Genomic DNA, 23,073 nt, shown 5'->3' on the forward strand with positions numbered 1-23,073 from the left:
CGGAACGGGCCCCGGCGGGGGCTCAGTCCTCGCGCATCCGGATGATGAGCTTGCCGACGGCGCTGCGGTCGTCGAGGCTGGCGACCGCGGTGGGCGTGTCGGCGAGTGCGTGAACGGTCGTCGCCGGCGGGCGGAACGCCCCGGTGCCGACCGCGTCGCCGAGCGACTCCCACTGGTCGCGCGGCGAGATGGCGCCGGTCGCCATGAGCCCGCCCCACGCGACGCCGATGACGGCGGTGTTCGTCAGCAGCAGGCGGTTGACCTTGACGGTCGGGATGCTGCGCCCGGTGAAGCCGAGCACGAGCAGGCGTCCGTCGGTGGCGAGGCTGCGCAGCGAGTCGGTGAAGCGGTCGCCGCCCACGGGATCCGCGACGACGTCGACGCCCCGGCCGCCGGTGAGCGCGCGCACCGCCTCGAGGAACCCGTCCGGCGCGATCGTCTCGTCGGCACCGGCGGCACGCGCCACGGTGGCCCTCTCGTCCGACGACACGACGGCGATCACGCGCGCCGACACGAGCTTCGCCCGCTGCACGAGGGCGGTGCCGAGGCCGCCGGCGGCGCCGTGCACGAGGACCGTCTCACCGGCGCGCAGGCCGCCGCGGTGCGCCAGCGCGAAATCGGCCGTGAGCACGTTCATCGGCAGGGCCGCGGCATCCTCGAACGAAAGCTCGTCGGGAAGCGGCAGCACCTGCTTGTGGCCGACGAGGGCGTACTCGGCGAACGCCCCCGACGCGCCGATCGCGGCGACGCGCTGACCGGGCACGACGCCGGCGTCAGGCCCCGCGGCCACGACCACGCCCGCGAACTCGCAGCCGATCGTGAACGGCAGCGGAATGCGCAGCTGGTAGTCGCCGCGGGTCTGCAGCACGTCCGGGAAGGTGACGCCGGCGCAGTGCACCTCGACGAGCGCCTGATCGGCGGCGGGTGCGGGGACCGGGACCTCCGTGACCTGCAGTCCCGCGGGTCCGGTGTTGTCGACGTTGCGCACGGCGCGCATCAGGCGAGGAAGGGGCATCCGTCCATTCTGGCCGCCCGGTGGTGCACTGCGTGTCACGCTCGCTCGGCGAAGGCCCGCATGCGCTTGAGGTACCAGGGAACGCGCCGCGCCGGCACGGCGCGGGGCCAGTCGTCGGCGCGGAACCAGGCGTCCGATCCGCCGTCGACGAACACGATGCTGCCGCAGAGGAAGTCCGCCGCGTCCGACAGCATGAAGACCACCCAGTCGGCGAGCTGGCCGGCCGCGCCGAAGCCGCCGATCGGCACCGGGAACGAGCGGATCGCCTTCGCCTCGGCCGGCGTCGCGAGCTGCTTCTCGAGGAGCGGCGTGAGGATCGCGCCCGGCGCGAGCGCGTTCAGGCGGATACCGGCACCCGCCCAGCGGGCGGTCACGGCCTGGCGGCGCACCCAGCGGCTCACCGCGATCTTCGACGCGCCGTACGCCATGGCGGGGGCGTTCTTGCCGAAGAGGCGCGTCGCCTTGACGGCCTTCGCCGAGTCGCCGGCGAGCATCGCGCGGATCGCGCGGCCGGGTACGGCGGGCGTGGTCGTGGTCGCGTTCGACGCGAAGACCACGACCTTCGCGCGGTCGGCCCTGGCCAGTGCGTCGTGCCAGCCGTCGAGCAGCTCGACGACGCCGAAGTAGTTCACCTCGACGATGAGGCGCGGGCGCTCGGCGCCCGGTGCCGGGCCCAGTCCCGCCGCGAGGACGACGCCGTCGAGCGTTCCGCCCGACGCGGCGAGCACCCCGTCGACCGCCGCCTTGCGACCCTCGGCGGTGGAGAGGTCGGCGACGACGTCGGCGGCCTTGATGTCGACGCCGATGACGGTGTGACCCTGCGCGCGGAGCTTCTCGGCGACCTCCGCGCCCATGCCCGACGCTGAACCTGTGACCGCGTACACACCCATCAGGGCGCCTCCTCATCCTGTCCACGACTGTCGAAGCCTGTTTATTGACACATTACGCCAAAAATGGTCGAATAAGCCACATGTCCGACGAGATCGCCGACGAGACGGGCGGCCGGGGCCGTGGCAGGCCGAGCGTCATCGACGCCGACCGCATCGCCGAGACCGCGATCGCGCTGTGGCGCGAGCGCGGCTACCGCACCACCGGCTGGAAGGACATCGCCGAGGCGACGGGCGTGAGCGTCCGCACGCTGATGCGCCACTTCGGCAGTCGTGCCGAGATCCCGTGGACGGGAGTGGATGCTGCGGCCCAGCGCCTCGCGATCAGCCTGGCCGCGATGCCCGACGACGTGCCCACCGGGGAGGCCCTCCGCCGCGCCATCGTCGACTCGGTCACCCACTCCGAGCAGATCTTCCGCGCGGCGCCCGACTGGCTCGCCGTCGTCGCGAACGAGCCGGACCTGATGGTCGCGGCACCGCGCGCCTATGCGCCCTGGACCGGGGCGATCGCGGTGTTCATCGCGCACCGCAACCCCGATGCGCCGCCCGCGATCTGCCACGCGCTCGCGACCGCCTACCAGGCGGCCGCCTTCGCCGCCCTCGCCGACTGGGCCGAGGACGGCTCGCGCGAAGACCCCGACCGTGCCGTCGACCGGATGCTCCGGTGGCTCGACGTGCATGCCCCCACCGCCGACGACGGCGGCGAACCCGAACCCGGCCCCGTCGCAGAAGACGCGGCCGGCACCCGCACACAGGAGAACACGCCATGACCCAGACCATCCCCGACCCGCTCGCACCGGCGCAGCTCGGCCCGGTGACGCTCCGCAACCGCGTCATCAAGTCCGCGACCTTCGAGGGCATGACGCCCGACGCGCTCGTCACCGACAGGCTCATCGACTTCCACGTCAAGGTCGGTGCGGGCGGCGTGGGCATGACGACGGTCGCGTACCTCGCCGTCGCGCCGGAGGGGCGCACCGAATTCGGCCAGGTCTACTGGCGCCCCGAGGCGCTCGCGGGCCTGCGCGAGCTGACCGACGCCGTGCACGCGACCGGCGCGAAGGTGTCCGCCCAGATCGGCCACGCCGGACCCGTGGCGAACTCCCGTTCGACGGGCCTGCCGTCGCTCGCCCCGTCGCGGCGTCCCAACGCCCTCGCCATGGGCATCGACCGCAAGGCCACCGTCGACGACATCCGGCGGATCGTGCGCCAGCACGCCGAGGCCACCCGGCACGCGATCGACGTGGGGTTCGACGCGGTCGAGGTGCACGTCGGGCACAACTACCTCGCGAGCTCGTTCCTGAGCCCCAACATCAACAAGCGCACGGACGAATTCGGTGGCTCGCTCGAGAACCGCGCGCGGTTCCCGCGCATGATCCTCGAGGCCGTGCGCGAGGCGGCCGACGGGCAGATCGCCGTGCTCGCCAAGATGAACATGGCCGACGGAGTGAAGGGCGGGCTGTGGCTCGACGAGTCGCTCTCGTTCGCCCGGCTGGTCGAGGCCGACGGGCACCTCGACGCGCTCGAGCTGACCGGCGGGTCGTCGCTGCTCAACCCGATGTACCTCTTCCGCGGCGACATCCCGCTCGCCGAGATGGCGGCGACGCAGAAGCCGATCATCAAGCTCGGCATGAAGATGTTCGGCTGGGCGGTGTTCCAGAAGTACCCGTACGAGCCGATGTACTTCCTCGACTACGCGCGGCAGTTCCGCGAGGCGCTGTCGATGCCGCTGGTGCTCCTCGGCGGCATCACCGAGCTGGACGCGATGCAGGCGGCCATGCGCGACGGCTTCGAGTACGTCGCGATGGCACGGGCGCTGCTGCGCGAGCCCGACCTCATCCAGCGCATCGGCCGCGACGCCGGCGCGCGCTCGACATGCATCCACTGCAACCTGTGCGCGGCCAGCATCTTCACGGGCACCCGGTGCCCGCTCGTCGCGGGAGCGGCGCCCGTCACACGCTGAAAGTCGCGGCGGCGCTCACCGCAGGAAGGCGGTCGAGCGCCGCACGACGAGCTCCGGGGGGAACACCGTCTGGCGTGGGACGCTCGTGGGATCGGCGGCCTCCTCGAGCACGATGCGCAGCGCCGTGCGTCCGATCATGCGGCTCGGCTGGCGGATGGACGACAGCGGCACGGCAGCCGCGGCCGCGAAGGCGATGTCGTCGAACCCGATGATGGCGATGTCGTCGGGTACCAGCATCCGTCCATCCATCACGAGCGACTGCAGCAGGCCGAGGGCCAGCAGATCGTTCGCGGCGAAGAGCGCATCGGGCCACTCGCGGCGGGGTCGCGAGATGATGCGGGCGCCCGCGGCGACCCCCTGCTCGACGGTCATCGCGGCGGTCGCGACCACCTCGATGTCGACGTGGTCGCCGGCGTTCTCGGCGGCCACGCGCGCGCCGGCGAGGCGGTCGTTCACCTGGCGGATGTCGAACGGCCCGCCCACGAAGGCGATGCGCCGGCGCCCGCCCTCGATGAGGTGCTCGACGGCCAGGCGCCCGCCGGCGACGCTGTCGACCGACACCGACGAGAAGCGGCCGTCGCCGCTGAAGCGGTCCACGAGCACTGTGGCGATACCACGGTCATGCAAGCGCTTCAGGCGCGACGTGACGTCGCCGTAGGGGGCGATGAGGAGCCCCCGCACCTGCTGCTCCTCGAACAGGTCGAGGTAGAGGCGCTCGCGGCGATGGTCCTCGTCGGTGTTGCCGTAGAGGATCGCGATGCCGTGGCTCGTCGCCTCATCCTCAGCGCCGCGCACGACGTCGCTGTAGAACGGGTTCTGCCCGTCGAGCACGACGAAGCCGACTGTCGTGCTGACACCGGCGCGCAGTTTGCGGGCCGCATCGTTGCGCACGTAGCCGAGCTCTTCGATCGCACGCGTGACGCGGTCGGCGGACTCGGCCGACACCTCGCCTGGGCGATTCAGAACGTTCGAGACCGTGCCGACCGAGACTCCTGCGCGTTGCGCGACATCGCGGATGCTCACCGGCACGTCGGCCTCCACTTCTTCGTCGGGACTGTACGTCTGGTCACGATTCGGTCACCGTGGAAGGGTGACTTGACCCGAATCGCCTCCGAACTTTAGAGTAGCCTGAACTTGACCTGAATCGATTCAGGAACTTTCAGGAACACCAATTCACCTCGACGAGGAGGATGCCGTGGCAGCCGATGTCGCACCCGCCGCGCCACCCGCGCCCCCGCCCGCACTCGAACTGAAGCGCGTGGTCAAGTCCTTCGGCCCTGTCGTCGCGCTCCGCTCCGGAAGCCTGACGCTGGACGCCGGATCGATCCACGCGCTGATCGGCGAGAACGGCGCCGGCAAGTCGACGCTCGTCAAGATCGTCGCCGGCCTGTACCGCCGCGACGCCGGCGAGTTCCTGCTCGACGGCGAATCGGTCGACTTCACGAGCACGGCGCAGTCCAAGGCCGCCGGGATCGCGGTGATCTATCAGGAGCCGACGCTCTTCCCCGACCTGTCGGTGACCGAGAACATCTTCATGGGCCGCCAGCCCACGAACCGGATCGGCCGTATCGACCGCAAGGCGATGCGCACCGAGGCCGTCGAGATCTTCCAGCGCCTGGGCGTCTCGCTCGACCCGGACCGCGTCACCGAGGGCCTGTCGATCGCCGACCAGCAGATCATCGAGATCGCGAAGGCGATCTCGCTCGACGCCCGCGTGCTCATCATGGACGAGCCGACCGCCGCCCTGTCGGGCGTCGAGGTCGAGCGCCTCTTCGCCGTAGCGCGGAGCCTCCGTGACGAGGGCCGGGCGCTGCTGTTCATCTCGCACCGCTTCGACGAGGTGTTCGCCCTGTGCGACACCGTCACCGTCATGCGCGACGGCTCGTACATCGACACCACGCCGATCGCCGACACCACGGTCGACGAGCTGGTGCGACAGATGGTCGGCCGCGACGTCACCGAGCTGTTCCCGAAGCTGCCGTCCGAGGTGGGGGAGACCGTGCTCGAGGTGCGAGGACTCACGCGCAAGGGCGTGTTCCGCGACATCTCGTTCGACCTCCGCGCCGGCGAGATCGTCGGGCTCGCGGGACTGGTCGGCGCCGGCCGCTCGGAGGTCGCGCGCGCCGTCTTCGGCGTGGACGCCTACGAGTCGGGCACCGTGAAGCTCCTCGGCTCGGCGCTCCCGAAGGGCAACCCGCGCCTCGCGACCAGCCGCGGCATCGCGCTCGTCCCCGAGGACCGCCGCAAGCAGGGCCTCGTGCTCGACGACGGCGTCTCGCGGAACATCACGCTCGCCATCCGCTCGAAGCTCGCCAAGTGGGGCCTCATCTGGGGCGGACTCGAGAACCGCGCCGCGCAGGTGTGGGCCAGCCGCCTCGAGGTGAAGACCGCGGCGCTCGACGCCGAGACCGGCACCCTGTCGGGCGGCAACCAGCAGAAGGTGGTGCTCGGCAAGTGGCTCGCCACCGAGCCTGCCGTGCTCATCGTCGACGAGCCCACGCGCGGCATCGACGTCGGCACGAAGGCCGAAGTGCATCGCCTCCTCAGCCAGCTCGCGCAGCAGGGCAAGGCGATCCTCATGATCTCGTCCGAACTCCCGGAGGTTCTCGGCATGGCCGACCGTGTCCTGGTCATGCGCGAGGGGCGCCTCACCGGCGAGTTCTCGCGCGAGGCGGCGACGCCCGAAGCCGTGATGTTCGCGGCGACCGCCGATGCGGAGGCCGCCCGATGAGCACCACCACGACTCCCGTCGCGCCCGGCACGAGCGCGGCATCGAAGCTGGTGCGCCACCTCGCCACCGCGCGCGAGACGGGCATCCTGATCGCCCTGCTCCTCGTGGTCGTGGCGGCGACGATCGCCAACCCGACGTTCCTCTTCTCGTCCGACGGCTTCCGCGACCTGCTCCTCACGCCGTCGCTGCTGCTGCTCGTGGCCGTGGGCTCGGCCGTCGTGATCATCACGCGCAACGTCGACCTGTCGGTGGGCTCGATCGTGGGCCTCTCGGCCTATCTGACCGGACGCCTGTTCATCGACGTGCCCGGCATCCCGATCATCGGGGTCTTCGTCGGCGGCGTGCTGCTCGGCGGCCTGCTGGGTGCGATCAACGGCGCGCTCGTCGCGTTCGCCCGCGTCCCCGCCCTCGTCATCACGCTCGGCACGATGTACATCTACCGCGGCATCAACGTCGCGTGGACGGGCAGCGACCGCATCAACGCGTCCGACCTGCCCCGCGACTTCCGCGGGCTCGGCACGGACTCGATCCTCGGCATCCCGATCCTCACGATCATCGCCGTCGTCGTGCTCGTCGTCGCCGCCTGGTATCTGCGCAACATCCGCGGCGGTCGCGAGTTCTACGCGATCGGGTCGGACCCCGCGGCCGCCCACCTGTACGGCCTCAAGGTCAACCGCCGCGTCATCACAGCATTCGTGGTCTCTGGGGCGCTGTCGGGCCTCGCCGGCGTGCTCTACGCCGCGCGCTACGGCACGGTCAGCTCCGCAGCCGGATTCGGGTGGGAGCTGCAGGCGATCGGTGCCGCCGTGATCGGCGGCGTCGCGATCTCGGGCGGCGTCGGCACCGTGTGGGGTGCGGCCATCGGCGCGTTCCTGCTGCTCACGATCAACCGGGCACTGCCGATCCTCGGCATCGACGACTTCTGGCAGCGCGCCGTGGTCGGCGCGCTGATCCTCGGCGCGATCGTGCTCGACCGCGTGCTGGCCGTCCGCCAGCACCGACGACTCATCGCACAACGGGAGGAGACGAGATGACCACCATGACGGATGCTGCGCCCACGCGCGTGTACAAGGCTCACACCCGCCCCGCCTGGCGACGTGTGATCGTCTCCCGGGAAGCCGCGATCATCGGCATCCTGCTCCTCGTCATCATCGTCGCCTCGGCGACGGTGCGGAACTTCGACAGCCCGCTCACGGTCACGTACCTGCTGCGCGACATCGCGCCGATCCTGTTGATCGCCCTCCCGATGACGCTCATCATCATCACGGAGGAGATCGACCTCTCGGTGGCGAGCATCGTCGGCCTCTCGAGCGTGATGACGGGCATCCTGACGCAGGCCGGCCTGCCGTTCCCGGCGGCGGCTCTGATCGCGATCCTGACCGGCACCCTGGCCGGCGTCTTCAACGGGTTCCTCATCACCGTCGTGGGCCTGCCGTCGCTCGCCGTCACCATCGGCACGCTGGCGCTCTTCCGCGGCATCGCGGTCGGGCTCCTCGGCACCACGGCCATCACCGACTTCCCCGAGGAGTGGACCGACCTCGCGAAGGCCAACATCCCGGGGACGCCCATCCCGATGATCATGATCCCGTTCGTGGTGCTCGCGATCGTGTTCGCGATCGTGCTGCACTTCACGCCGTTCGGCCGCTCGCTCTACGCGATCGGCATGAACAAGGAGGCGGCCGCGTTCTCGGGGATCGACGTGGGACGCACGAAGTTCCTGCTGTTCGTCCTCTCGGGCGCCGTCTCGGGCTTCGCCGGCGTGTACTTCACGCTGCTGTACTCCAACGCCCGCGGCGACAACGCGATGGGCATGGAGCTCCAGGTCATCGCGGCCGTGCTGCTCGGCGGGGTCTCGATCTTCGGCGGTCGCGGCGCCCTGCACGGCGTCATCGCGGGCGTGCTGCTCATCGGCGTGCTCGGCTCGGCCCTGCGCCTGGCCGGCGTCACCAGCGACGTCATCAACATCATCACGGGAGTGCTCCTCATCCTCTCCGTGGTGTCCTCCAGCCTCCTCGCCTGGCTCCAGCGCAGACGCGCCGCCGCCATCGGGAAGAGAAAAGGGCGGGGCGAGGCGACAGACGCCACGTAACCACCTGCAACCACCACCTCGCAGCACTGCACAGCACCTGCACAACGAAGGGAAACAAGGATGTTCGGACTTCAGCGCAAGGGCCGCATGGCCCTCGCTGCGGCGGCGCTCACCGTGGGTGTGGCGCTCGTCGCGACGGGCTGCTCCGGCGGCGGCACCGGCGGCAACGGCGGCTCGACCGAGGGCGGCGGCGACGCCAACCTGTCGATCACGATGCTGCCGAAGAACCTCGGCAACCCGTACTTCGACACCTCGACCAAGGGCGCCACGGAGGCGGCGGACGAGTTCGGCGGCACGATCGACGAGGTCGGCCCGTCGGAGGCGTCGCCCACCTCGCAGGTGCAGTACATCCAGACCGCGGCACAGCAGGGCGCGGGCGGCCTCATCGTGTCGGCGAACGACCCCGAGGCCATCTGCGACGCGCTGAACGAGGCGCGCGACGCGGGTGTGAAGGTCGTCACGTTCGACTCCGACACCAACGCGGACTGCCGTGACCTGTTCATCAACCAGGCCACCGCGGACGGCATCGCCAAGGTGCAGGTCGACGAGATCGCCACGCAGATCGGCGACGCCGGTCAGATCGCGATCCTGTCGGCCTCGGCCAACGCGACGAACCAGAACGCGTGGATCGAGACGATGAAGGAGCTCCTCGTGAGCGACCACCCGAACATCGAGCTGGTCGAGGTCGCGTACGGCGACGACGACGACCAGACGTCGTTCGACAAGACCGCGGCGCTCCTGCAGACCTACCCGGAGCTCAAGGGCATCATCTCGCCCACCACGGTCGGCATCGCCGCCGCGGCCCGCTACCTCTCGACCTCGGAGTACAAGGGCAAGGTCGCGCTGACCGGCCTCGGCACCCCGAACCAGATGCGCGAGTACGTCGAGGACGGCACCGTCACCTCGTTCGCGCTGTGGAACCCGGAGGACCTGGGCTACCTCGCCGCGTGGGCCACGCAGGCGCTCATCACCGAGGAGATCACCGGCAAGGAAGGCGACACCTTCGAGGCCGGCAAGCTCGGCTCCTACGAGGTCGGCGCCGACGGCGTCGTGCTCCTGGGCGAGCCCTACGTGTTCAACAAGGACAACATCGGCGACTTCGACTTCTGAGTCGCAGCCGCCCGCACAGCAGGGGCCGGATCCTTCGTGTATCGGGCCCCTGCCTGTTGTCGTCGGGCGTGCCGACCTCGCCGCCTACCCGCCGCGAACCCGCGAGAACCGCAGCGTCACGATCTCGAAGGGACGAAGCGTCAGCACCACCGGCAGCGTGTCGGACGGCTCTCCGTCCGGGCGCTCGAGCAGATCCGTGCGGACGCCGGCGACGGCGTCGAATCGAGGCGACACCGTGACGGTGCCGCGGCCGCCGGTGGACTCGTACAGCCGCAGGATCACGTCTCCGGACCCGTCGTCGGCGAGCTTCACGGTCTCGGCGACGACCCCGGCGCCGTCCACGTCGAAGAGCGGGTCGACGGCGCGTGCGCCCGACACGCGTCGAGGCGGGAGGTTCAGGCGGTGCCCCTCGGCCACGGCATCGCGGATGCCCGCTCCCGGACGGATCGACACGCGCAGGGTGTGATGCCCCTGGTCCGCCGCGGGGTCGGGGAACCTCGGTGCCCGCAGCAGCGAGAGCCCCAGCGTCGTCGCGCGACCCCCGCCCCGGCGGACCATCCGGCTCGCGTCGTGGCCGTACGTCGAATCGTTGGCGATCGCCACGGCGTAGCCGGGCTCGGCGACGTAGGCCCAGCGGTGCGCGCAGAACTCGAAGCGCGCAGCATCCCATGACGTGTTCTCGTGGGTCGCGCGGCGCACATACCCGAACTGGGTCTCGGCCAGCACGTCGTCGGCGTGGACGTCGAGGTCGGCGAAGAGCTTCAGGAGCTTCTGGCTCTCTCGCCATTCGATGTCGAACGCGAGGTCGATCGCAGCCGAGTCCGGTGCGAGCGAGATGCGCTGCGTGAGCCGGGAGCCCGCGAACGCGCGGACGACGGTCACGACGACGGTGCCGTCGACGGATGCTGCGACCTCGACGGCTTCGGGCGCCTCGGTGTCGAGCGGGGTGGCGGTGCGGCGGTAGTGGTCGTCGATGTCCCACGCGTCCCACTCGGTCGGGGTGTCGCGGTGCAGCACGAGCCGGTTGGCGGCTCCTCCCGGCGCGACGGCCTCTCGGCCGGTGGCAGCATCGACGAGCGACACGATGCGGCCGTGGTCATCGACCACCGCGCGTACGCGTCCGTTGTCGATCGTCACGGCTTCGTCCGCCGTGCGATGCCAGGTCACCGCCTGCGTGCTCGCGCGCGGCGCGGCGACGCCCAGCGCCGGAACGCCGTCGACCGTCATCGCGGTGGCGTTCGCGACCAGCTCGGCCTCGCCCTCGCCGGTCAGCGCGGCCAGGCTCGCATCGATCAGCGCGGTCAGCTCGTCGGCGAGGGCGGCGTAGTCGCGCTCCGCCTCGCGGTGGACCCATGCGATCGAGCTGCCGGGGAGGATGTCGTGGAACTGCAGCAGCAGCACCCGCTCCCAGATCCGCCGCAGCTCGGCGGCGGGGTACGGCGTATCCGCGCGCACGGCGGCCGTGGTCGCCCACAGCTCTGCCTCGTGCAGCAGCTGCTCGCTGCGGCGGTTCCCGCGTTTCGTGCGCGCCTGCGAGGTGAACGTGCCGCGGTGCAGCTCGAGGTACATCTCTCCGGACCACACCGGGGCGCCGGGGTACTCGGCCTCCGCCTGCTCGAAGAAACGACGAGGCGTGTCGATCTCGACGCGGGGGAGACCTTCGAGGTCGTGTGAGCGCTCCGCCGCCGCGATCATCTCCCGCGTGGGGCCGCCGCCGCCGTCCCCCCACCCGAAGGGCACGAGCGACAGCGTCGCCGTGCCCGCCTCCTGGAAGTTGCGCTCGGCGTGCAGCAGCTCGTCGGGCGTGAGCTGCGAGTTGTAGGTGTCGGCAGGCGGCAGGTGCGTGAAGACGCGCGTGCCGTCGATCCCCTCCCACCAGAAGGTGTGGTGGGGGAGGCGGTTCACCTGATTCCACGACATCTTCTGCGTCAGGAACCAGCGGTTCCCGGTTCCCCGCACGATCTGGGGGAGCGCCGCCGAGTATCCGAACGAGTCCGGCAACCAGACCTCCTCGGTCTCGACACCGAACTCCTCGTGGAAGAACCGCTTGCCGTGCGCGAACTGCCGGATCATCGACTCCCCGCCCGGCATGTTGGTGTCGGACTCGACCCACATGCCCCCGACGGGCGCGAACCGGCCGTCGCGGACCCGCTCGCGCACGCGCGCGAACACGCCGGGGTGGTGCTCCTTCAGCCACGCGTACTGCTGCGCCGACGAGGCGGCGAAGACGAACCCGGGGTGGTGGTCCATGAGGTCGAGCGCGTTGGAGAAGGTGCGCGCGACCTTGCGGACGGTCTCCCGCACGGGCCAGAGCCACGCGGAGTCGATGTGCGCGTGGCCCACGGCCACGATCCGATGGCTGGACGCGTTCGCGGGCGCGGCGAGATAGGGGGCGAGGAGGGCACGGGCGGCCGGCGCGGTGGCGGCGACGTCGTCGGGGTCGATCGCGTCGAGCATGCGATCGAGGCCGTGCAGGATGCGGCTGCGGCGGGTGGAGTCGGCAGGCAGCTCCCGCGCCAGGCCATCGAGCGTGCGCACGTCCTGGAGGAGCTCCCAGGCCTGCTGGTCGCGGAGGGCGAACGCGATGGTCCCGAGCGAATAGAGCGGTGCGGGGCCGGCGGTCGCCTTGTCTCCCAGCCCGGTCGGCGCGAAGGTGTAAGCGCCCGCCACGTCGGGGTTCGCCGCGGCCTCCACGTAGAGCAGCAGCTCGCCGGCGTCGTCGACCGAGCACGGGAGATGGTGGCTGCGGGGCGACACCGCCTTGACGACGCTGCCGTCGGGCCGGTACGCGAGTCCCTCCGCCTGGAACCCGGGCTGCCCGGCGGTGAAGCCGAGATCGCACAGGATCTCGGTGGCGGCGGGATCCCAGCCCGGGGGAATCGTTCCCGACAGGCGGAACCACGTCGAGCTCCACGCCCGCCCCCACGTCCATCCGTCTGTCGTCGGCTCGTAGCGCTGCCCGACAGCGTGCGAGAACGGCACCGGCTCGTCGGGCACCTGCCAGTGCGCGACCGTCAGCGGCTGTTGCGTGGTGTACACCGCCGGCTCGAGGCGCTCGCGGATGAACCGCCTCAACCGTGCCTCCACGCGCGTCCGGTCGTCGTGCATCTGTGCATTCCTCACTTGCGACTGTCGCCGCCGTCGTCGTCGATCGCGGGTTGCCCATCGCTGAGCCGTCATGCAAACCTAGACCATCTGTAAACCGGTTTCAAAGGTGTAGGTCATGCCCTGTCACGCACTCGTGCTTCCAGGAGGAAGCTACCGCAGTCACGCGCCCCACGAGGCGGAACCCGTGGTGGAGTGGCTCGAGGCGCTGGGAATCCCCGCGAGCGTCTTCCGGTACCCCGTCGGCCGGCCCCATCCGGCCGCGCACGCGGCGATCGGCGCCCGGATCGCGGAGCTCCGCCGCGAGGGCGCGGATCGCGTGCTCGCGGTGGGCTTCTCGGCGGGCGGCCACGCCGCGGGACTGGCGGCACTCGGCCCCGCCTCACCGCACGCGCGACCGGACGCCGTCATCCTCGGATACCCCGTGGTTTCGCTGGAATCGCACTCCCATCAAGGGTCCAGTGAGGTGCTGCTCGGAGGGCGGGACGACAGCGGCGCGCGGTCGGATCTGTCGCTCGAGACGCTGGTCACGCCGGACGCGCCGCCGTTCTTCATCTTCCATTCACTCGACGACGAGAAGGTTCCGGCGGACCACTCGCTGCTCCTCTCGCAGGCGCTACGTCGCGAGCGCGTGGCGCACGAGCTGCACCTGTACCCGGTGGGCGGTCATGGTTGCGCCCTCGGTGGTCCGGGAGTGGAGTGGACGGCGGCCTGTGAGCGCTGGCTCGACTCCGGCGGCTGGGTGAGAAAACGATTCCTGGTTGACAGCGGGGCTCGATTGGGCAAGAGTACTGAAACCGGTTGTTAGCGATATGAGACGACGGAACCGAGCTACGAGGGAGTAGAAGAGATGACACAGCAGCATCGTTGGCTTCGCGCGGGAGGCGCGGTCGCCACCGTCGCGATCGCGGGCCTCGTGGTGAGCGGATGTGCAGGGGGAGCCGCGCCGGCGGCATCGCCGTCGGCCGCGGCCGTCGCCTGCGATCCCGACGCGGACGTCACCATCACGGTGGGCGAGCGCCCGACAGCGGACCAGGCGGCGAACCTCGAAGCATGGCAGAACGCGGTCGCGGCGTTCGAGAAGGCGCACCCGAACATCACGATCGACGACGAGGAGACGAAGTACGACGTCACCACGTTCCCCGCCCTCCTCGTCGGCGGAACGCTTCCGACGACGCTCCAGGTGCCTTTCACCGACATCCAGTCCCTCATCGAGCGCGGGCAGGCGGCCGACATCACGGCGTACGTCGAAGACGACGACGTGCTGAGCCAGCTGAACCCGCAGCTGGCCGCGGTCACGCAGGACGCCGATGGACACACCTTCGGCGTCGTCCGCGCCGCCTACACGATGGGCCTCATCTACGACCGCGCCCTGTTCGAAGAGGCGGGGCTCGATCCCGACGCCCCGCCGGCGACGTGGGACGAGGTGCTCGACGCCGCCGCGACGGTGACGGAGGAGACCGGGCAGACCGGCTTCATCATCCCGACCACCGCGAACACGGGCGGCTGGCTGCTCACATCGATGTCGTACTCGAACGGCGATCTCGTCGAAGAGGTCGACGGCGACACGACGACCGTCACGCTCGACACGCCGGGCATGGAGGCGAGCCTGCAGTTCCTCCACGACGTGCGGTGGGAGAAGGATGCTGCGGGCGCCAACTACCTGTACGACAACAACGCCGTCCGCGACGACCTCGCCGCCGGCGTCATCGGGCAGAGCCTGAACGGCGCCAACCTCTACAACAGCCTGGTGATCGGCCGCGGGATGCCGAAGGAGGACTTCGGCCTGGCGCCGTTCCCCGTCGGCGACGACCCCGCCGGTGTGCTCGGCGGCGGCAACATCCAGTGGTACAACCCGAAGGCGACGCCCGACCAGCTGTGCGCGGCGCTGGAGTGGACGAAGTTCTACTTCCTCGACCGGTACGTCGACGAGGAGGCGGCCACGACCTGGGCCGAGGCGCAGGTGGCGGATGACCTCCCCGTCGGCCTCCCGGAGGTGCCGGTCGTGTCGGAGGAGCAGTACGACACCTACCTCGGCTGGATCGAGCCGTACATCAACGTGCCGCGTGAGAACTACACGGCCTACCTCGACAGCCTCGCGAACGCGACGATCGTGCCTGAGCCGGCGAAGAAGGCGCAGGAGCTGTACGCCGCACTCGACCCGGTGGTGCAGGCCGTCCTCACCCGTGAGGACGCCGACTTCACGCAGCTCCTGAAGGCCGCTCAGACGCAGGTCCAGGACCTGGTCGACGCCGGCTGACGCGCTCCGGGTGGTCGCGGCCGCGTGCCGCGGCCACCCGGACGCAAACCCCGACTCCACACCCGACGGGAGAACCACCGTGACCGCCACCGCCCCACCCGTGCTCGCCGAGCGCGACGCCGTCCCGGCCGACGCGCGGCCGCCGGCGAAGGATCCTCGCCGGCGCCGCGGACCGGTCGCCGCGTTCACCTCATGGGTGCGCCGGGGCGGCGTCTCGACGCTGGTGATCTTCCTGCCGTTGCTGATCACGTTCGGCTATTTCGCATGGTGGCCGATCCTGAAGAGCCTCATCCTGGCATTCCAGAGCACGGACCTGATCACCGAGCCGTCGTGGGTCGGGCTGCGCAACTTCGAGCGGGTGCTGGCCGATCCGCTGCTGTGGACGGCGGCGGGGAACACCGTCTGGTTCGCGACGCTCGCGCTGCTCATCGGGTTCCCCCTGCCGATCCTGATGGCGATGCTGATGGCCGAGCTGCGGCGCAGTCGCCAGATCTCGAGCGTGCTGGTCTACCTGCCCGTGATCATCCCGCCGGTCGTGAGCGTGCTGCTCTGGAAGCAGTTCTACGATCCCTCGGCATCGGGCCTCTTCAACACCGTGCTGGGCTGGTTCGGCCTCGGGCCGATCGGGTGGCTGCAGGATCCCGCGCTCGCGATGCCCAGCATCGTCATCCAGGCGACCTGGGCGACCGCGGGCACCGCGACGATCATCTATCTCGCCGCGCTCATGTCGATCCAGGCCGAGCTGTACGACGCTGCGGAGGTCGACGGCGCGTCGATCCTGCAGCGGATGTGGCACGTCACCCTCCCGCAGCTGCGCAGCGTCATCCTGCTGATGCTGCTCCTGCAGATCATCGGGACCATGCAGGTCTTCACCGATCCGTTCGTCATGACCGGCGGAGGGCCGGAGAACCGCACGGTCACCCTTCTGATGCTCATCTACAACTACGCCTTCCTGTCGGGCGACTTCGGCAAGGCGACAGCGCTGAGCCTGCTGCTCGCGCTCGTGCTGAGCGTGGTCTCCGCCATCTATCTGCGTCTCACGCGGAAGTGGAGTGAATCATGACGTCCGTGACGACCACGGTGCGCGCCATCGTCACGCGCTCCCGCGACAAGGACGAGTCGGAGGAGCGGTCGAACATCTCGGCGCTGGACCGCAGCAGCCGCACCGTGCGGATCGTGACGCGCATCCTCGCCGTGGTCCTGATCGCGGGGCTCGTGGTGGTCTCGTTCGGTCCGCTGCTGTGGCTCTTCAAAGCAGCCCTCTCGACGAGCCAGGACATCCTCAAGTACCCGTTCGAGTGGTGGCCCAGCGGCATCCAATGGCAGAACCTGCCCGACGCGTGGTCGCAGATCCGGATCGGGCAGTACCTGCTCAACACCGTGTGGATGGCGGCCGGATGCTGGTTCTTCGGCCTGCTCGTCGCCCTCACCGGTGGGTACGGCATCGCAATCCTTCGGCCGAAGTACGCCAAGGCGGTCAACATCGCCGTCCTCGCGACGCTCTTCATCCCGGGCGTCGTGTCGCTGATCTCGCTGTACGTCACGATCCTCGACGTGCCGCTGATCGGCGTGAATCTCGTCAACACGTTCTGGGCGGTGTGGCTGCCGACCGCCGCCAGCGCCTTCAACGTGCTCCTCGTCGCCCGCTTCTTCGACCGGCTGCCCCGGGATGTTTTCGAGGCCGCCCGGATCGACGGTGCCGGGGTGTTCCGCGTGTTCTGGTCGATCGTGCTGCCGATGTCGCGCCCGGTCATCGGGGTGGTGTCGCTCCTGACGATCGTCGGGTCGTGGAAGGAGTTCCTCTGGCCGCTCCTCGTGCTGCCGTCGCCCGACCTCCAGCCGCTCTCGGTGGGCCTCTATCGCGTCAGCGACACGGCGCCGACCAGCCTGCTGATGGCCGGGATGTTCATCTCGGTGATCATTCCCATCGCCCTCTTCCTGTTGTTCCAGCGTCAGTTCCTCCGCAGCGCCGGCCAGGCCGGTGCGATCAAGGGGTGACCGAAGAAGGTCGCCCGGAACGGAATCAGCCGTGACTCACACTCATCGGCGCGCATCGTCGCGCGCCCTCGCGATCATCGCCGCCCTCGTCATGGTGGGCGGACTCCTCCTGGCGACCGCGCCGCGGGCGTCCGCGACCATCGCCGAGTCGGACTCGTTCGACGGCTGGAGCGCGAACGTCTCCGGCGCCCCGGATTTCGTCATCCGCGCCGACACCGGCACCGCGCATGACGGCGCGGCCTCCGCGCGGATCGAGTTCGCCTCCGCCTACTCCACCAAGTACGTCGACCTCCGCCAGAACATCCGCGCCAACGGCGGCACGACCTACGCGATGAGCGCGTGGGTCCGCACGGAGAACCTCTCGTCGTCCGGCGCCGCATACGTCGTACTCAGCGGCGACCACTCCCAGCGGGTCGAGCTGCCGGCCGGCACCAACGACTGGACCCGCCTGGAATGGACATACACCCAGCCCGCCGGGAGCATGACGTTCGTCATGCGGTTCCTGGTGCGCGGCACCGGCACGGTGTGGGTCGACGACGTGCGGATGACGGCACCGGGCAGCGCCACGAACCTCGTGATCAATCCCTCGTTCGAATCGCACAACCCGCCACCGGGAACGCTGGCGTTCTCCGACACCGCGCTCGTGTACGAGGTGGGCGAGGCCGAGGTCGGCGTCACGACGATCGCCGACAGCGTCGCGTGGGACGTCCGCGCATCCTCGGGCCAGCGCATCGACTCCGGCTCTGCCGCTGTCACGGATGACACCGCGCGCATCGATCTCTCGGCGCTCCCCGCGGGCTACTACTCGGTCACCCTGTCGGTCGACGCGCCCGTCGCCGCGACGAGGACCGGGACGCTGGCGATCGTCCAGCCGCCGTCCGCGACTCAGGCCGAGTCCCGCCGTCCCGTGGGCGTCGCCGTGCACGTCAACCGCTACTCGGTCGACCAGGTCGACGCGCTGATGGCGCCGTTGAACGCCGGTGTCCTGCGCGAAGGGCCGTCGTGGGACACGATCGAGACCGCGCCGGGGGTGTACGAGTTCCCCGCGCTCTTCGACGCGCAGCTCGCGGCAGCGAAGGCGCGGGGGGAGCGGCCGCTGGTGATCCTCGCGTACTTCAGCCGCTGGTACGACGGCGGCAAGACGCCGAGTTCGCCGGAGGGCATCGCGGCCTTCGCGAGCTACGCGGCCGCTGCGGCCGCCCACTACGGGGCCGACGTCGACTACGAGATCTACAACGAGTTCAACCACACCTTCAACAACGGCGCCTGCGGCATGACGGCCGCCTGCTATTACGACCTGCTCGTCCCCGCGGCCGCGGCGATCCACGCCGCCGCCCCGGGTGCGCGCGTGGTCGGCCCCGTCAGCGCGGGCGCCAAGTGGGACTTCATGGAGGAGCTGTTCGCGCTCGGCGCGCTGCAGCACCTCGATGCGGTCAGCTATCACACGTACGACTTCCCGGTGGCGCCGGAAGGCCGCACCGAAGCGGGCGTCGCCACCCTCCGCGCGCTGATCGACGAGTACGCGCCGGGCTCCGGCATCCCGATCTGGCTCAGCGAGCACGGCTGGACGACCACGACCGGCGGCACCACAGAGCAGCAGCAGGCCGCGTACGTCGTCCGTTCCGCCGCCCTCCTCGAGGCCGCCGGGGTCGAGCGCATCGTCTACTACGAGCTCATCGACTCCGGTCACAATCCGGCCGAGCAGGAGCACAACTTCGGCATCTCGCGTCTGCCCGACGACGGCGGCACGGCACTCACGCCGAAGCCCGCGTACCCCGCACTGGCGGTCTTCAACCGGCTGACCGCGGGCCGCGAGCTCACCGAGCTGCACCGGCTCGACGGTGCCATGATCGCGGACTTCACGGATGCTGCGGGTGACGTGCTGCGGATGCTGTGGGCGACCGCACAGCCGATGACCTTCGGCGTCGAGACGTCGGCCGATGCCCGGCTCACGCAGGGCGATGGACGCTCGTGGCAGGCACGCTCGAACGGGCGGATCGAGCTGACCGTGGGCGCGAACCCCGTGTTCCTCAGCGGCGCTGTCGCGACGCCGGCGCTCGTCGCCGATCCCGCGGTGGTGATCGCCACCCCGGATCGGATCGCATTGAACGGAGCCCCCGCGGTGCCGGTGCACGTCGACCGCGCCGCACTGGCGATCACCGGCGACGTCTCGGTCTCCGGGCCCGTCGGCGGCACCACCGTACTCAGCGGCGACGACGCGGCGGTTGAAGGAACAACGACCCTCGCACCGCTCCGCGAACTCGGCACCCGGCCGCTCGCGTACACGGTGCACGCCGACGACGGCGTCGTCGCGTTCGTCGACGATGTCGCGCAGGTGGTCGAGAACCCCGTGCTCGCGGTCGGCCCCGCCGTCGGATCCGCGCCGGGCGCGGGCCCGCACCTGGCCTTGACGATGCAGAACCTCGCCGGGGCCGGAGAGGCCACGGTCGCGGATGTCTCGTACACGGTCGGCCCCGCCACCGGCGCGCTGCCGCCCACGACCCTCGCCGAGGGCGAGGCGCGATCCGTCGGGATCGACTCTCCCGGTCTCGCGCCGTGGCAGCCGTACCCCTTCACGGTCACCGCGTCCACACCGTCGGGCGGGCGGACGCTCACGGGTACGACAGCTCTCGCGGCGATCCCCGCCGAGCCCGCCACCCCGGTGGACGTGCCCTGGCGTGACCGCGCGTCGTACGTGACGATCGCCGGCGGCTCGCCGGACCCCGACGACCTCGGCGGCACGTTCGCCCTGTCGTGGAGCCCCGACGGACTGCGAGTGCGGTCAGCGGTGACCGATCAGGACCACTCTGCCGCCGCGTCGATCGACCGGCTCTGGTCGGGCGACTCGCTGCAGTTCGCTGTCGCACGCGGCATCCCCGGGGCCGACCCGCAGTCGCGCGTCGAACTCGGCGCATACCTGGGCGCCGACGGCGCGGGCGTCTACCGCTACACGGCGCCCGTCGGCGTCGTCGACGACGCGACGGCGGTCGTGACCCGCACCGGCACGACGACGTCGTACGACCTCACCGTCCCGTGGGAGGTGCTGGGCATCGACCCCCGCGACGGCGCGTTCTCGTTCTCGATCCTGGTGAACGACAACGACGGCGGCGTGCGTGAGGGCTTCTACGAGTGGGGCAGCGGCATCGGCTCCGCGAAGAACGCGTCCCTGTTCGTGCCGGTGCTGCCGCTTGTCACCGACGGCGCGGCGGTCGAGGCATCCGTTCAGGGTCTCTGCGTGGGAAAGCGACCGCTCTGGGCCGTGAAGGTGCGCAATGCCGGCGACGCCCGCAGCGACCTGAGCGTGCAGAGCGGATTCGCCGAGGCGGAGCGCTCGTCCGTCCCCGCCGGCGCGGCGGCCGTGCTCCGGCTGCGCTCCACCGACCCGGAGATCGCCGCGGGCAGCGTCCGGGTCACCGCCTACGTGCCGGGAACGGATGCTGCGCCCGCCGGCTCGTACGCCACCGTCGACGTCGCGGCGCCCGCGGTCGCATGCGACGACTAACCACTGAGAGGACCACACCCATGACCCGACCGACCCGGTACGCGCTCATCGGCACCGGCGCGCGCGCCCAGCTGTATCTCGAGGCGCTCAGCGGCCCGTACGCGGAGCGCGCGCACCTCGTCGCGTGGGCCGACCCGAACCCCGGCCGCCTCGACTGGAACGAACGGCGGCTCGTCGATGCCGGGCGCTCCGCCCCCGAGCGGTTCGAGGCGGCAGACCTCGCCGACGCGATCGCCCGGTACGGGATCGAGCGCGTGATCGTGACCGCCCCGGACTTCGCGCACGCCGATCTGGTCGTGGCCGCGCTCGAGGGCGGCGCTGATGCGATCGTCGAGAAGCCGCTCACGACCGATGCCGAGGGGGTGCGCCGGATCGCGGCCGCCGTCGAGCGCACCGGGCGCTCCGTCACCGTGACGTTCAACTACCGCTACTCGCCCCGCAACACGGCGCTCAAGCGGCTCATCGCCGAGGGCGAGCTCGGCGAGATCACGTCGGTGCACTTCGAGTGGCTCCTCGACACGTCGCACGGTGCCGACTACTTCCGTCGCTGGCACCGTCTCAAGCAGAACTCCGGCGGCCTGCTCGTCCACAAGTCCTCGCACCACTTCGACCTGGTGAACTGGTGGCTGGACGATCTGCCCGAGCGCGTCTTCGCCACCGGGGGACTGCGCTTCTACGGCGCCGGCAACGCCGAACGGCGGGGGCTCGGCCCGCGGCCGGCGCGGGGCACGGTCGATGTCGCCGAGCGCGATCCGTTCTCGCTCGACCTGCGCGAGCACGAGGTGCTGCGCGGCCTCTACTACGAGCAGGAGGCGCACGACGGCTACCTCCGTGACCGCGACGTCTTCGCCGACGACATCACCATCGAAGACAACCTGTCGCTGATCGTCGATTACGCACGAGGCAGCAGCATGACGTACGCACTCAACGCCCATTCGCCGTGGGAGGGCTACACGGTCGCGGTGAACGGCACCCGTGGCCGCGCGGAGCTCTCGGTCGTCGAGCGCGGCGCGATCCTGCTCGATGCGACCGGCCGGCAGCAGGTCGTCGACCCGAGCGCGCACCCGCAGGACGTCGCGGACGACACGGGGCGCCGGGTGGGGGAGCGGCTCGTCGTGCAGCAGCACTTCGGGGCGGCCCGCGAGGTCCCGATCGCCCGTGTCGCGGGCGGCCACGGCGGCGCGGACGACGCGCTTCTGCGTGACCTGTTCGACGGCGCCGGCGACGATCCCCTCGGTCACGCGGCATCGTGGCTCGACGGGGTGCGCGCGATGGCCGTCGGCGTCGCGGGGAACGCCTCGCTGGTCTCGGGACTGCCGGTGCAGACGAGCGATCTCCCGTTCGGGCCGGCCGCCGCAGCACTGCAGCCGGCGACCGACACTGCTGTGGCGGCATCCTGATGTCCCGCTTCGATCTGCCTCTCGACGAGCTCGAGCGCTACCGCCCGGCTGTCGCCGAGCCGGAGGACTTCGACGACTTCTGGCGCGCGACGCTGACCGAGGCGCGGGCGGCCGGCGGCGCGGCGACCGTTCGCGATGCGGCCGTCCCGCTCCGGGTGATCCGCGCCTCCGAGTTGGTGTTCCCCGGGTTCGCGGGGGAACCCGTCCACGCCTGGTACCTGCGTCCCGCGCACACCGAGGAGCCCCTGCCTGCGGTCGTCGAGTTCCTGGGCTACGGCGGCGGCCGCGGCATGCCGCAGCAGCGGATGACCTGGGCGGCGGCCGGTTTCGCGCACATCGTCATGGACACGCGCGGGCAGGCCGCCGCCGACACCGCGGATCCGCACGGATCGGAGCCGAGCGTTCCCGGCTTCGTCACGCGCGGCATCGGCTCGCCCGAGACGTACTACTACCGGCGGGTGTTCACGGATGCTGCGCGGTGCGTCGACGCCGTGCGCGCGCTCGACGGGGTCGACGCCGACGCGGTCGCGGTCGCCGGGGGCAGCCAGGGCGGCGGCATCGCGCTCGCCGTCGCCGGTGTTCACGACGGCGTTGCCGCCGCCGTCGTCGACGTCCCGTTCCTCTGCCACTTCCGTCGGGCGGTGGGAATGACGGGCCGCGATCCGTACCAGGAGGTGGCGCGCTACCTCTCGATCCATCGCGGTCGTTCCGACGAGGTGTTCCGCACCCTCTCGTACTTCGACGGGGTGAACTTCGCCGCACGGGCGGTCGCGCCGGCGCTCTTCTCGGCCGGCTTGCAGGACCCGGTGTGCCCGCCGTCGACCGTGTTCGCGGCCTACAACGCGTACGCGGGTGCCGACAAGAGCATGGTGGCGTTCGAGTTCAACGAGCACGAAGGCGGCGGCGCCGAGCACTGGCCGGCTCAGGTGCGGTTCCTCGACACGCACCTCGGTGCGGCCCGGATTCCGGACCGTGGGCTCGAGCTCTCGCTGTTCGCGGCGACCGGTCAGTAGGAT

The 23,073-nt window shown here is 70.7% G+C and carries 17 protein-coding genes; 13 read left to right on the forward strand and 4 right to left on the reverse strand.

Features of this window, described 5'->3' with window-relative positions:
- Positions 1–22: 22 nt before the first annotated feature.
- Positions 23–1,015, reverse strand: a complete 993-nt coding sequence (locus tag ACFC1I_RS00685; RefSeq protein WP_376005813.1) for an NADPH:quinone oxidoreductase family protein — start codon at positions 1,013–1,015, stop codon at positions 23–25.
- Positions 1,016–1,050: 35 nt separating this feature from the next.
- Positions 1,051–1,905: an SDR family oxidoreductase gene (locus tag ACFC1I_RS00690; protein ID WP_376005815.1), complete on the reverse strand. Its 855-nt coding sequence runs from the start codon at positions 1,903–1,905 to the stop codon at positions 1,051–1,053.
- A gap of 80 nt (positions 1,906–1,985) precedes the next feature.
- Here ACFC1I_RS00690 and ACFC1I_RS00695 point away from each other — a divergent pair, with 80 nt between their 5' ends.
- The gene (locus ACFC1I_RS00695; RefSeq protein ID WP_376005817.1) at positions 1,986–2,672 is read left to right on the forward strand and encodes a TetR/AcrR family transcriptional regulator; all 687 of its coding nucleotides are present in this window, start codon (positions 1,986–1,988) and stop codon (positions 2,670–2,672) included.
- Positions 2,669–3,862, forward strand: coding sequence for an NADH:flavin oxidoreductase (locus tag ACFC1I_RS00700; RefSeq protein WP_376005819.1), 1,194 nt, complete (start codon positions 2,669–2,671; stop codon positions 3,860–3,862). Before ACFC1I_RS00695 ends, ACFC1I_RS00700 begins: the two co-directional genes overlap by 4 nt.
- 15 nt (positions 3,863–3,877) lie before the next feature.
- Here the strand turns inward: ACFC1I_RS00700 and ACFC1I_RS00705 are convergent, their stop codons facing one another.
- Complete coding sequence (locus ACFC1I_RS00705) at positions 3,878–4,891, reverse strand: LacI family DNA-binding transcriptional regulator (protein ID WP_376005820.1); 1,014 nt, start codon at positions 4,889–4,891, stop codon at positions 3,878–3,880.
- 166 nt (positions 4,892–5,057) lie between these two features.
- Here ACFC1I_RS00705 and ACFC1I_RS00710 point away from each other — a divergent pair, with 166 nt between their 5' ends.
- The 4 genes from ACFC1I_RS00710 to rhaS are packed head-to-tail and all read left to right on the forward strand — an operon-like array spanning position 5,058 to position 9,792.
- A complete protein-coding gene (locus ACFC1I_RS00710) occupies positions 5,058–6,593 on the forward strand; it encodes a sugar ABC transporter ATP-binding protein (protein ID WP_376005822.1) in 1,536 nt (511 codons plus the stop codon).
- Positions 6,590–7,627 (forward strand): ABC transporter permease, encoded by a 1,038-nt coding sequence (locus ACFC1I_RS00715; protein ID WP_376005824.1) that lies wholly within the window; start codon positions 6,590–6,592, stop codon positions 7,625–7,627. Before ACFC1I_RS00710 ends, ACFC1I_RS00715 begins: the two co-directional genes overlap by 4 nt.
- Positions 7,624–8,682, forward strand: a complete 1,059-nt coding sequence (locus ACFC1I_RS00720; protein WP_376005825.1) for an ABC transporter permease — start codon at positions 7,624–7,626, stop codon at positions 8,680–8,682. Before ACFC1I_RS00715 ends, ACFC1I_RS00720 begins: the two co-directional genes overlap by 4 nt.
- A 60-nt stretch (positions 8,683–8,742) precedes the next feature.
- Positions 8,743–9,792 (forward strand): rhamnose ABC transporter substrate-binding protein, encoded by a 1,050-nt coding sequence (rhaS, locus tag ACFC1I_RS00725; protein WP_376005827.1) that lies wholly within the window; start codon positions 8,743–8,745, stop codon positions 9,790–9,792.
- Positions 9,793–9,876: 84 nt separating this feature from the next.
- Here the strand turns inward: rhaS and ACFC1I_RS00730 are convergent, their stop codons facing one another.
- Positions 9,877–12,900: an alpha-mannosidase gene (locus tag ACFC1I_RS00730; protein ID WP_376005829.1), complete on the reverse strand. Its 3,024-nt coding sequence runs from the start codon at positions 12,898–12,900 to the stop codon at positions 9,877–9,879.
- Positions 12,901–13,084: 184 nt separating this feature from the next.
- Here ACFC1I_RS00730 and ACFC1I_RS00735 point away from each other — a divergent pair, with 184 nt between their 5' ends.
- From ACFC1I_RS00735 to ACFC1I_RS00765, 7 genes are all read left to right on the forward strand, one after another.
- Positions 13,085–13,705 carry an alpha/beta hydrolase gene (locus ACFC1I_RS00735; protein WP_376005831.1) on the forward strand — a complete coding sequence of 207 codons (621 nt, stop codon included), beginning with the start codon at positions 13,085–13,087 and terminating at the stop codon, positions 13,703–13,705.
- Between the two features lie 42 nt (positions 13,706–13,747).
- The gene (locus ACFC1I_RS00740; protein ID WP_376005833.1) at positions 13,748–15,157 is read left to right on the forward strand and encodes an ABC transporter substrate-binding protein; all 1,410 of its coding nucleotides are present in this window, start codon (positions 13,748–13,750) and stop codon (positions 15,155–15,157) included.
- A gap of 79 nt (positions 15,158–15,236) precedes the next feature.
- Positions 15,237–16,220, forward strand: coding sequence for a carbohydrate ABC transporter permease (locus tag ACFC1I_RS00745; protein WP_376005835.1), 984 nt, complete (start codon positions 15,237–15,239; stop codon positions 16,218–16,220).
- Positions 16,217–17,155: a carbohydrate ABC transporter permease gene (locus ACFC1I_RS00750; RefSeq protein ID WP_376005837.1), complete on the forward strand. Its 939-nt coding sequence runs from the start codon at positions 16,217–16,219 to the stop codon at positions 17,153–17,155. The genes ACFC1I_RS00745 and ACFC1I_RS00750 overlap by 4 nt, the downstream gene beginning before the upstream one ends.
- A gap of 31 nt (positions 17,156–17,186) precedes the next feature.
- Positions 17,187–20,657: a hypothetical protein gene (locus tag ACFC1I_RS00755; RefSeq protein WP_376005839.1), complete on the forward strand. Its 3,471-nt coding sequence runs from the start codon at positions 17,187–17,189 to the stop codon at positions 20,655–20,657.
- A 20-nt stretch (positions 20,658–20,677) separates the two neighbouring features.
- The gene (locus ACFC1I_RS00760) at positions 20,678–22,057 is read left to right on the forward strand and encodes a Gfo/Idh/MocA family protein (RefSeq protein ID WP_376005841.1); all 1,380 of its coding nucleotides are present in this window, start codon (positions 20,678–20,680) and stop codon (positions 22,055–22,057) included.
- Entirely contained in the window at positions 22,057–23,070 is a 1,014-nt protein-coding gene (locus ACFC1I_RS00765) for an acetylxylan esterase (protein ID WP_376005843.1), read from the forward strand. Before ACFC1I_RS00760 ends, ACFC1I_RS00765 begins: the two co-directional genes overlap by 1 nt.
- Positions 23,071–23,073: the final 3 nt, after the last annotated feature.

It is taken from the genome of Microbacterium sp. NPDC056044, assembly GCF_042267145.1.
GTDB lineage: Bacteria > Actinomycetota > Actinomycetes > Actinomycetales > Microbacteriaceae > Microbacterium.

What these genes read in the sequence shown, in the direction of transcription:
- ACFC1I_RS00685 (WP_376005813.1), bottom strand. Translation starts at nt 1,015, where the DNA reads ATGCCCCTTCCTCGCCTGATGCGCGCCGTGCGCAACGTCGACAACACC.
- ACFC1I_RS00690 (WP_376005815.1), bottom strand. Translation starts at nt 1,905, where the DNA reads ATGGGTGTGTACGCGGTCACAGGTTCAGCGTCGGGCATGGGCGCGGAG.
- ACFC1I_RS00695 (WP_376005817.1), top strand. Translation starts at nt 1,986, where the DNA reads ATGTCCGACGAGATCGCCGACGAGACGGGCGGCCGGGGCCGTGGCAGG.
- ACFC1I_RS00700 (WP_376005819.1), top strand. Translation starts at nt 2,669, where the DNA reads ATGACCCAGACCATCCCCGACCCGCTCGCACCGGCGCAGCTCGGCCCG.
- ACFC1I_RS00715 (WP_376005824.1), top strand. Translation starts at nt 6,590, where the DNA reads ATGAGCACCACCACGACTCCCGTCGCGCCCGGCACGAGCGCGGCATCG.
- ACFC1I_RS00720 (WP_376005825.1), top strand. Translation starts at nt 7,624, where the DNA reads ATGACCACCATGACGGATGCTGCGCCCACGCGCGTGTACAAGGCTCAC.
- rhaS (WP_376005827.1), top strand. Translation starts at nt 8,743, where the DNA reads ATGTTCGGACTTCAGCGCAAGGGCCGCATGGCCCTCGCTGCGGCGGCG.
- ACFC1I_RS00730 (WP_376005829.1), bottom strand. Translation starts at nt 12,900, where the DNA reads ATGCACGACGACCGGACGCGCGTGGAGGCACGGTTGAGGCGGTTCATC.
- ACFC1I_RS00740 (WP_376005833.1), top strand. Translation starts at nt 13,748, where the DNA reads ATGACACAGCAGCATCGTTGGCTTCGCGCGGGAGGCGCGGTCGCCACC.
- ACFC1I_RS00750 (WP_376005837.1), top strand. Translation starts at nt 16,217, where the DNA reads ATGACGTCCGTGACGACCACGGTGCGCGCCATCGTCACGCGCTCCCGC.
- ACFC1I_RS00760 (WP_376005841.1), top strand. Translation starts at nt 20,678, where the DNA reads ATGACCCGACCGACCCGGTACGCGCTCATCGGCACCGGCGCGCGCGCC.
- ACFC1I_RS00765 (WP_376005843.1), top strand. Translation starts at nt 22,057, where the DNA reads ATGTCCCGCTTCGATCTGCCTCTCGACGAGCTCGAGCGCTACCGCCCG.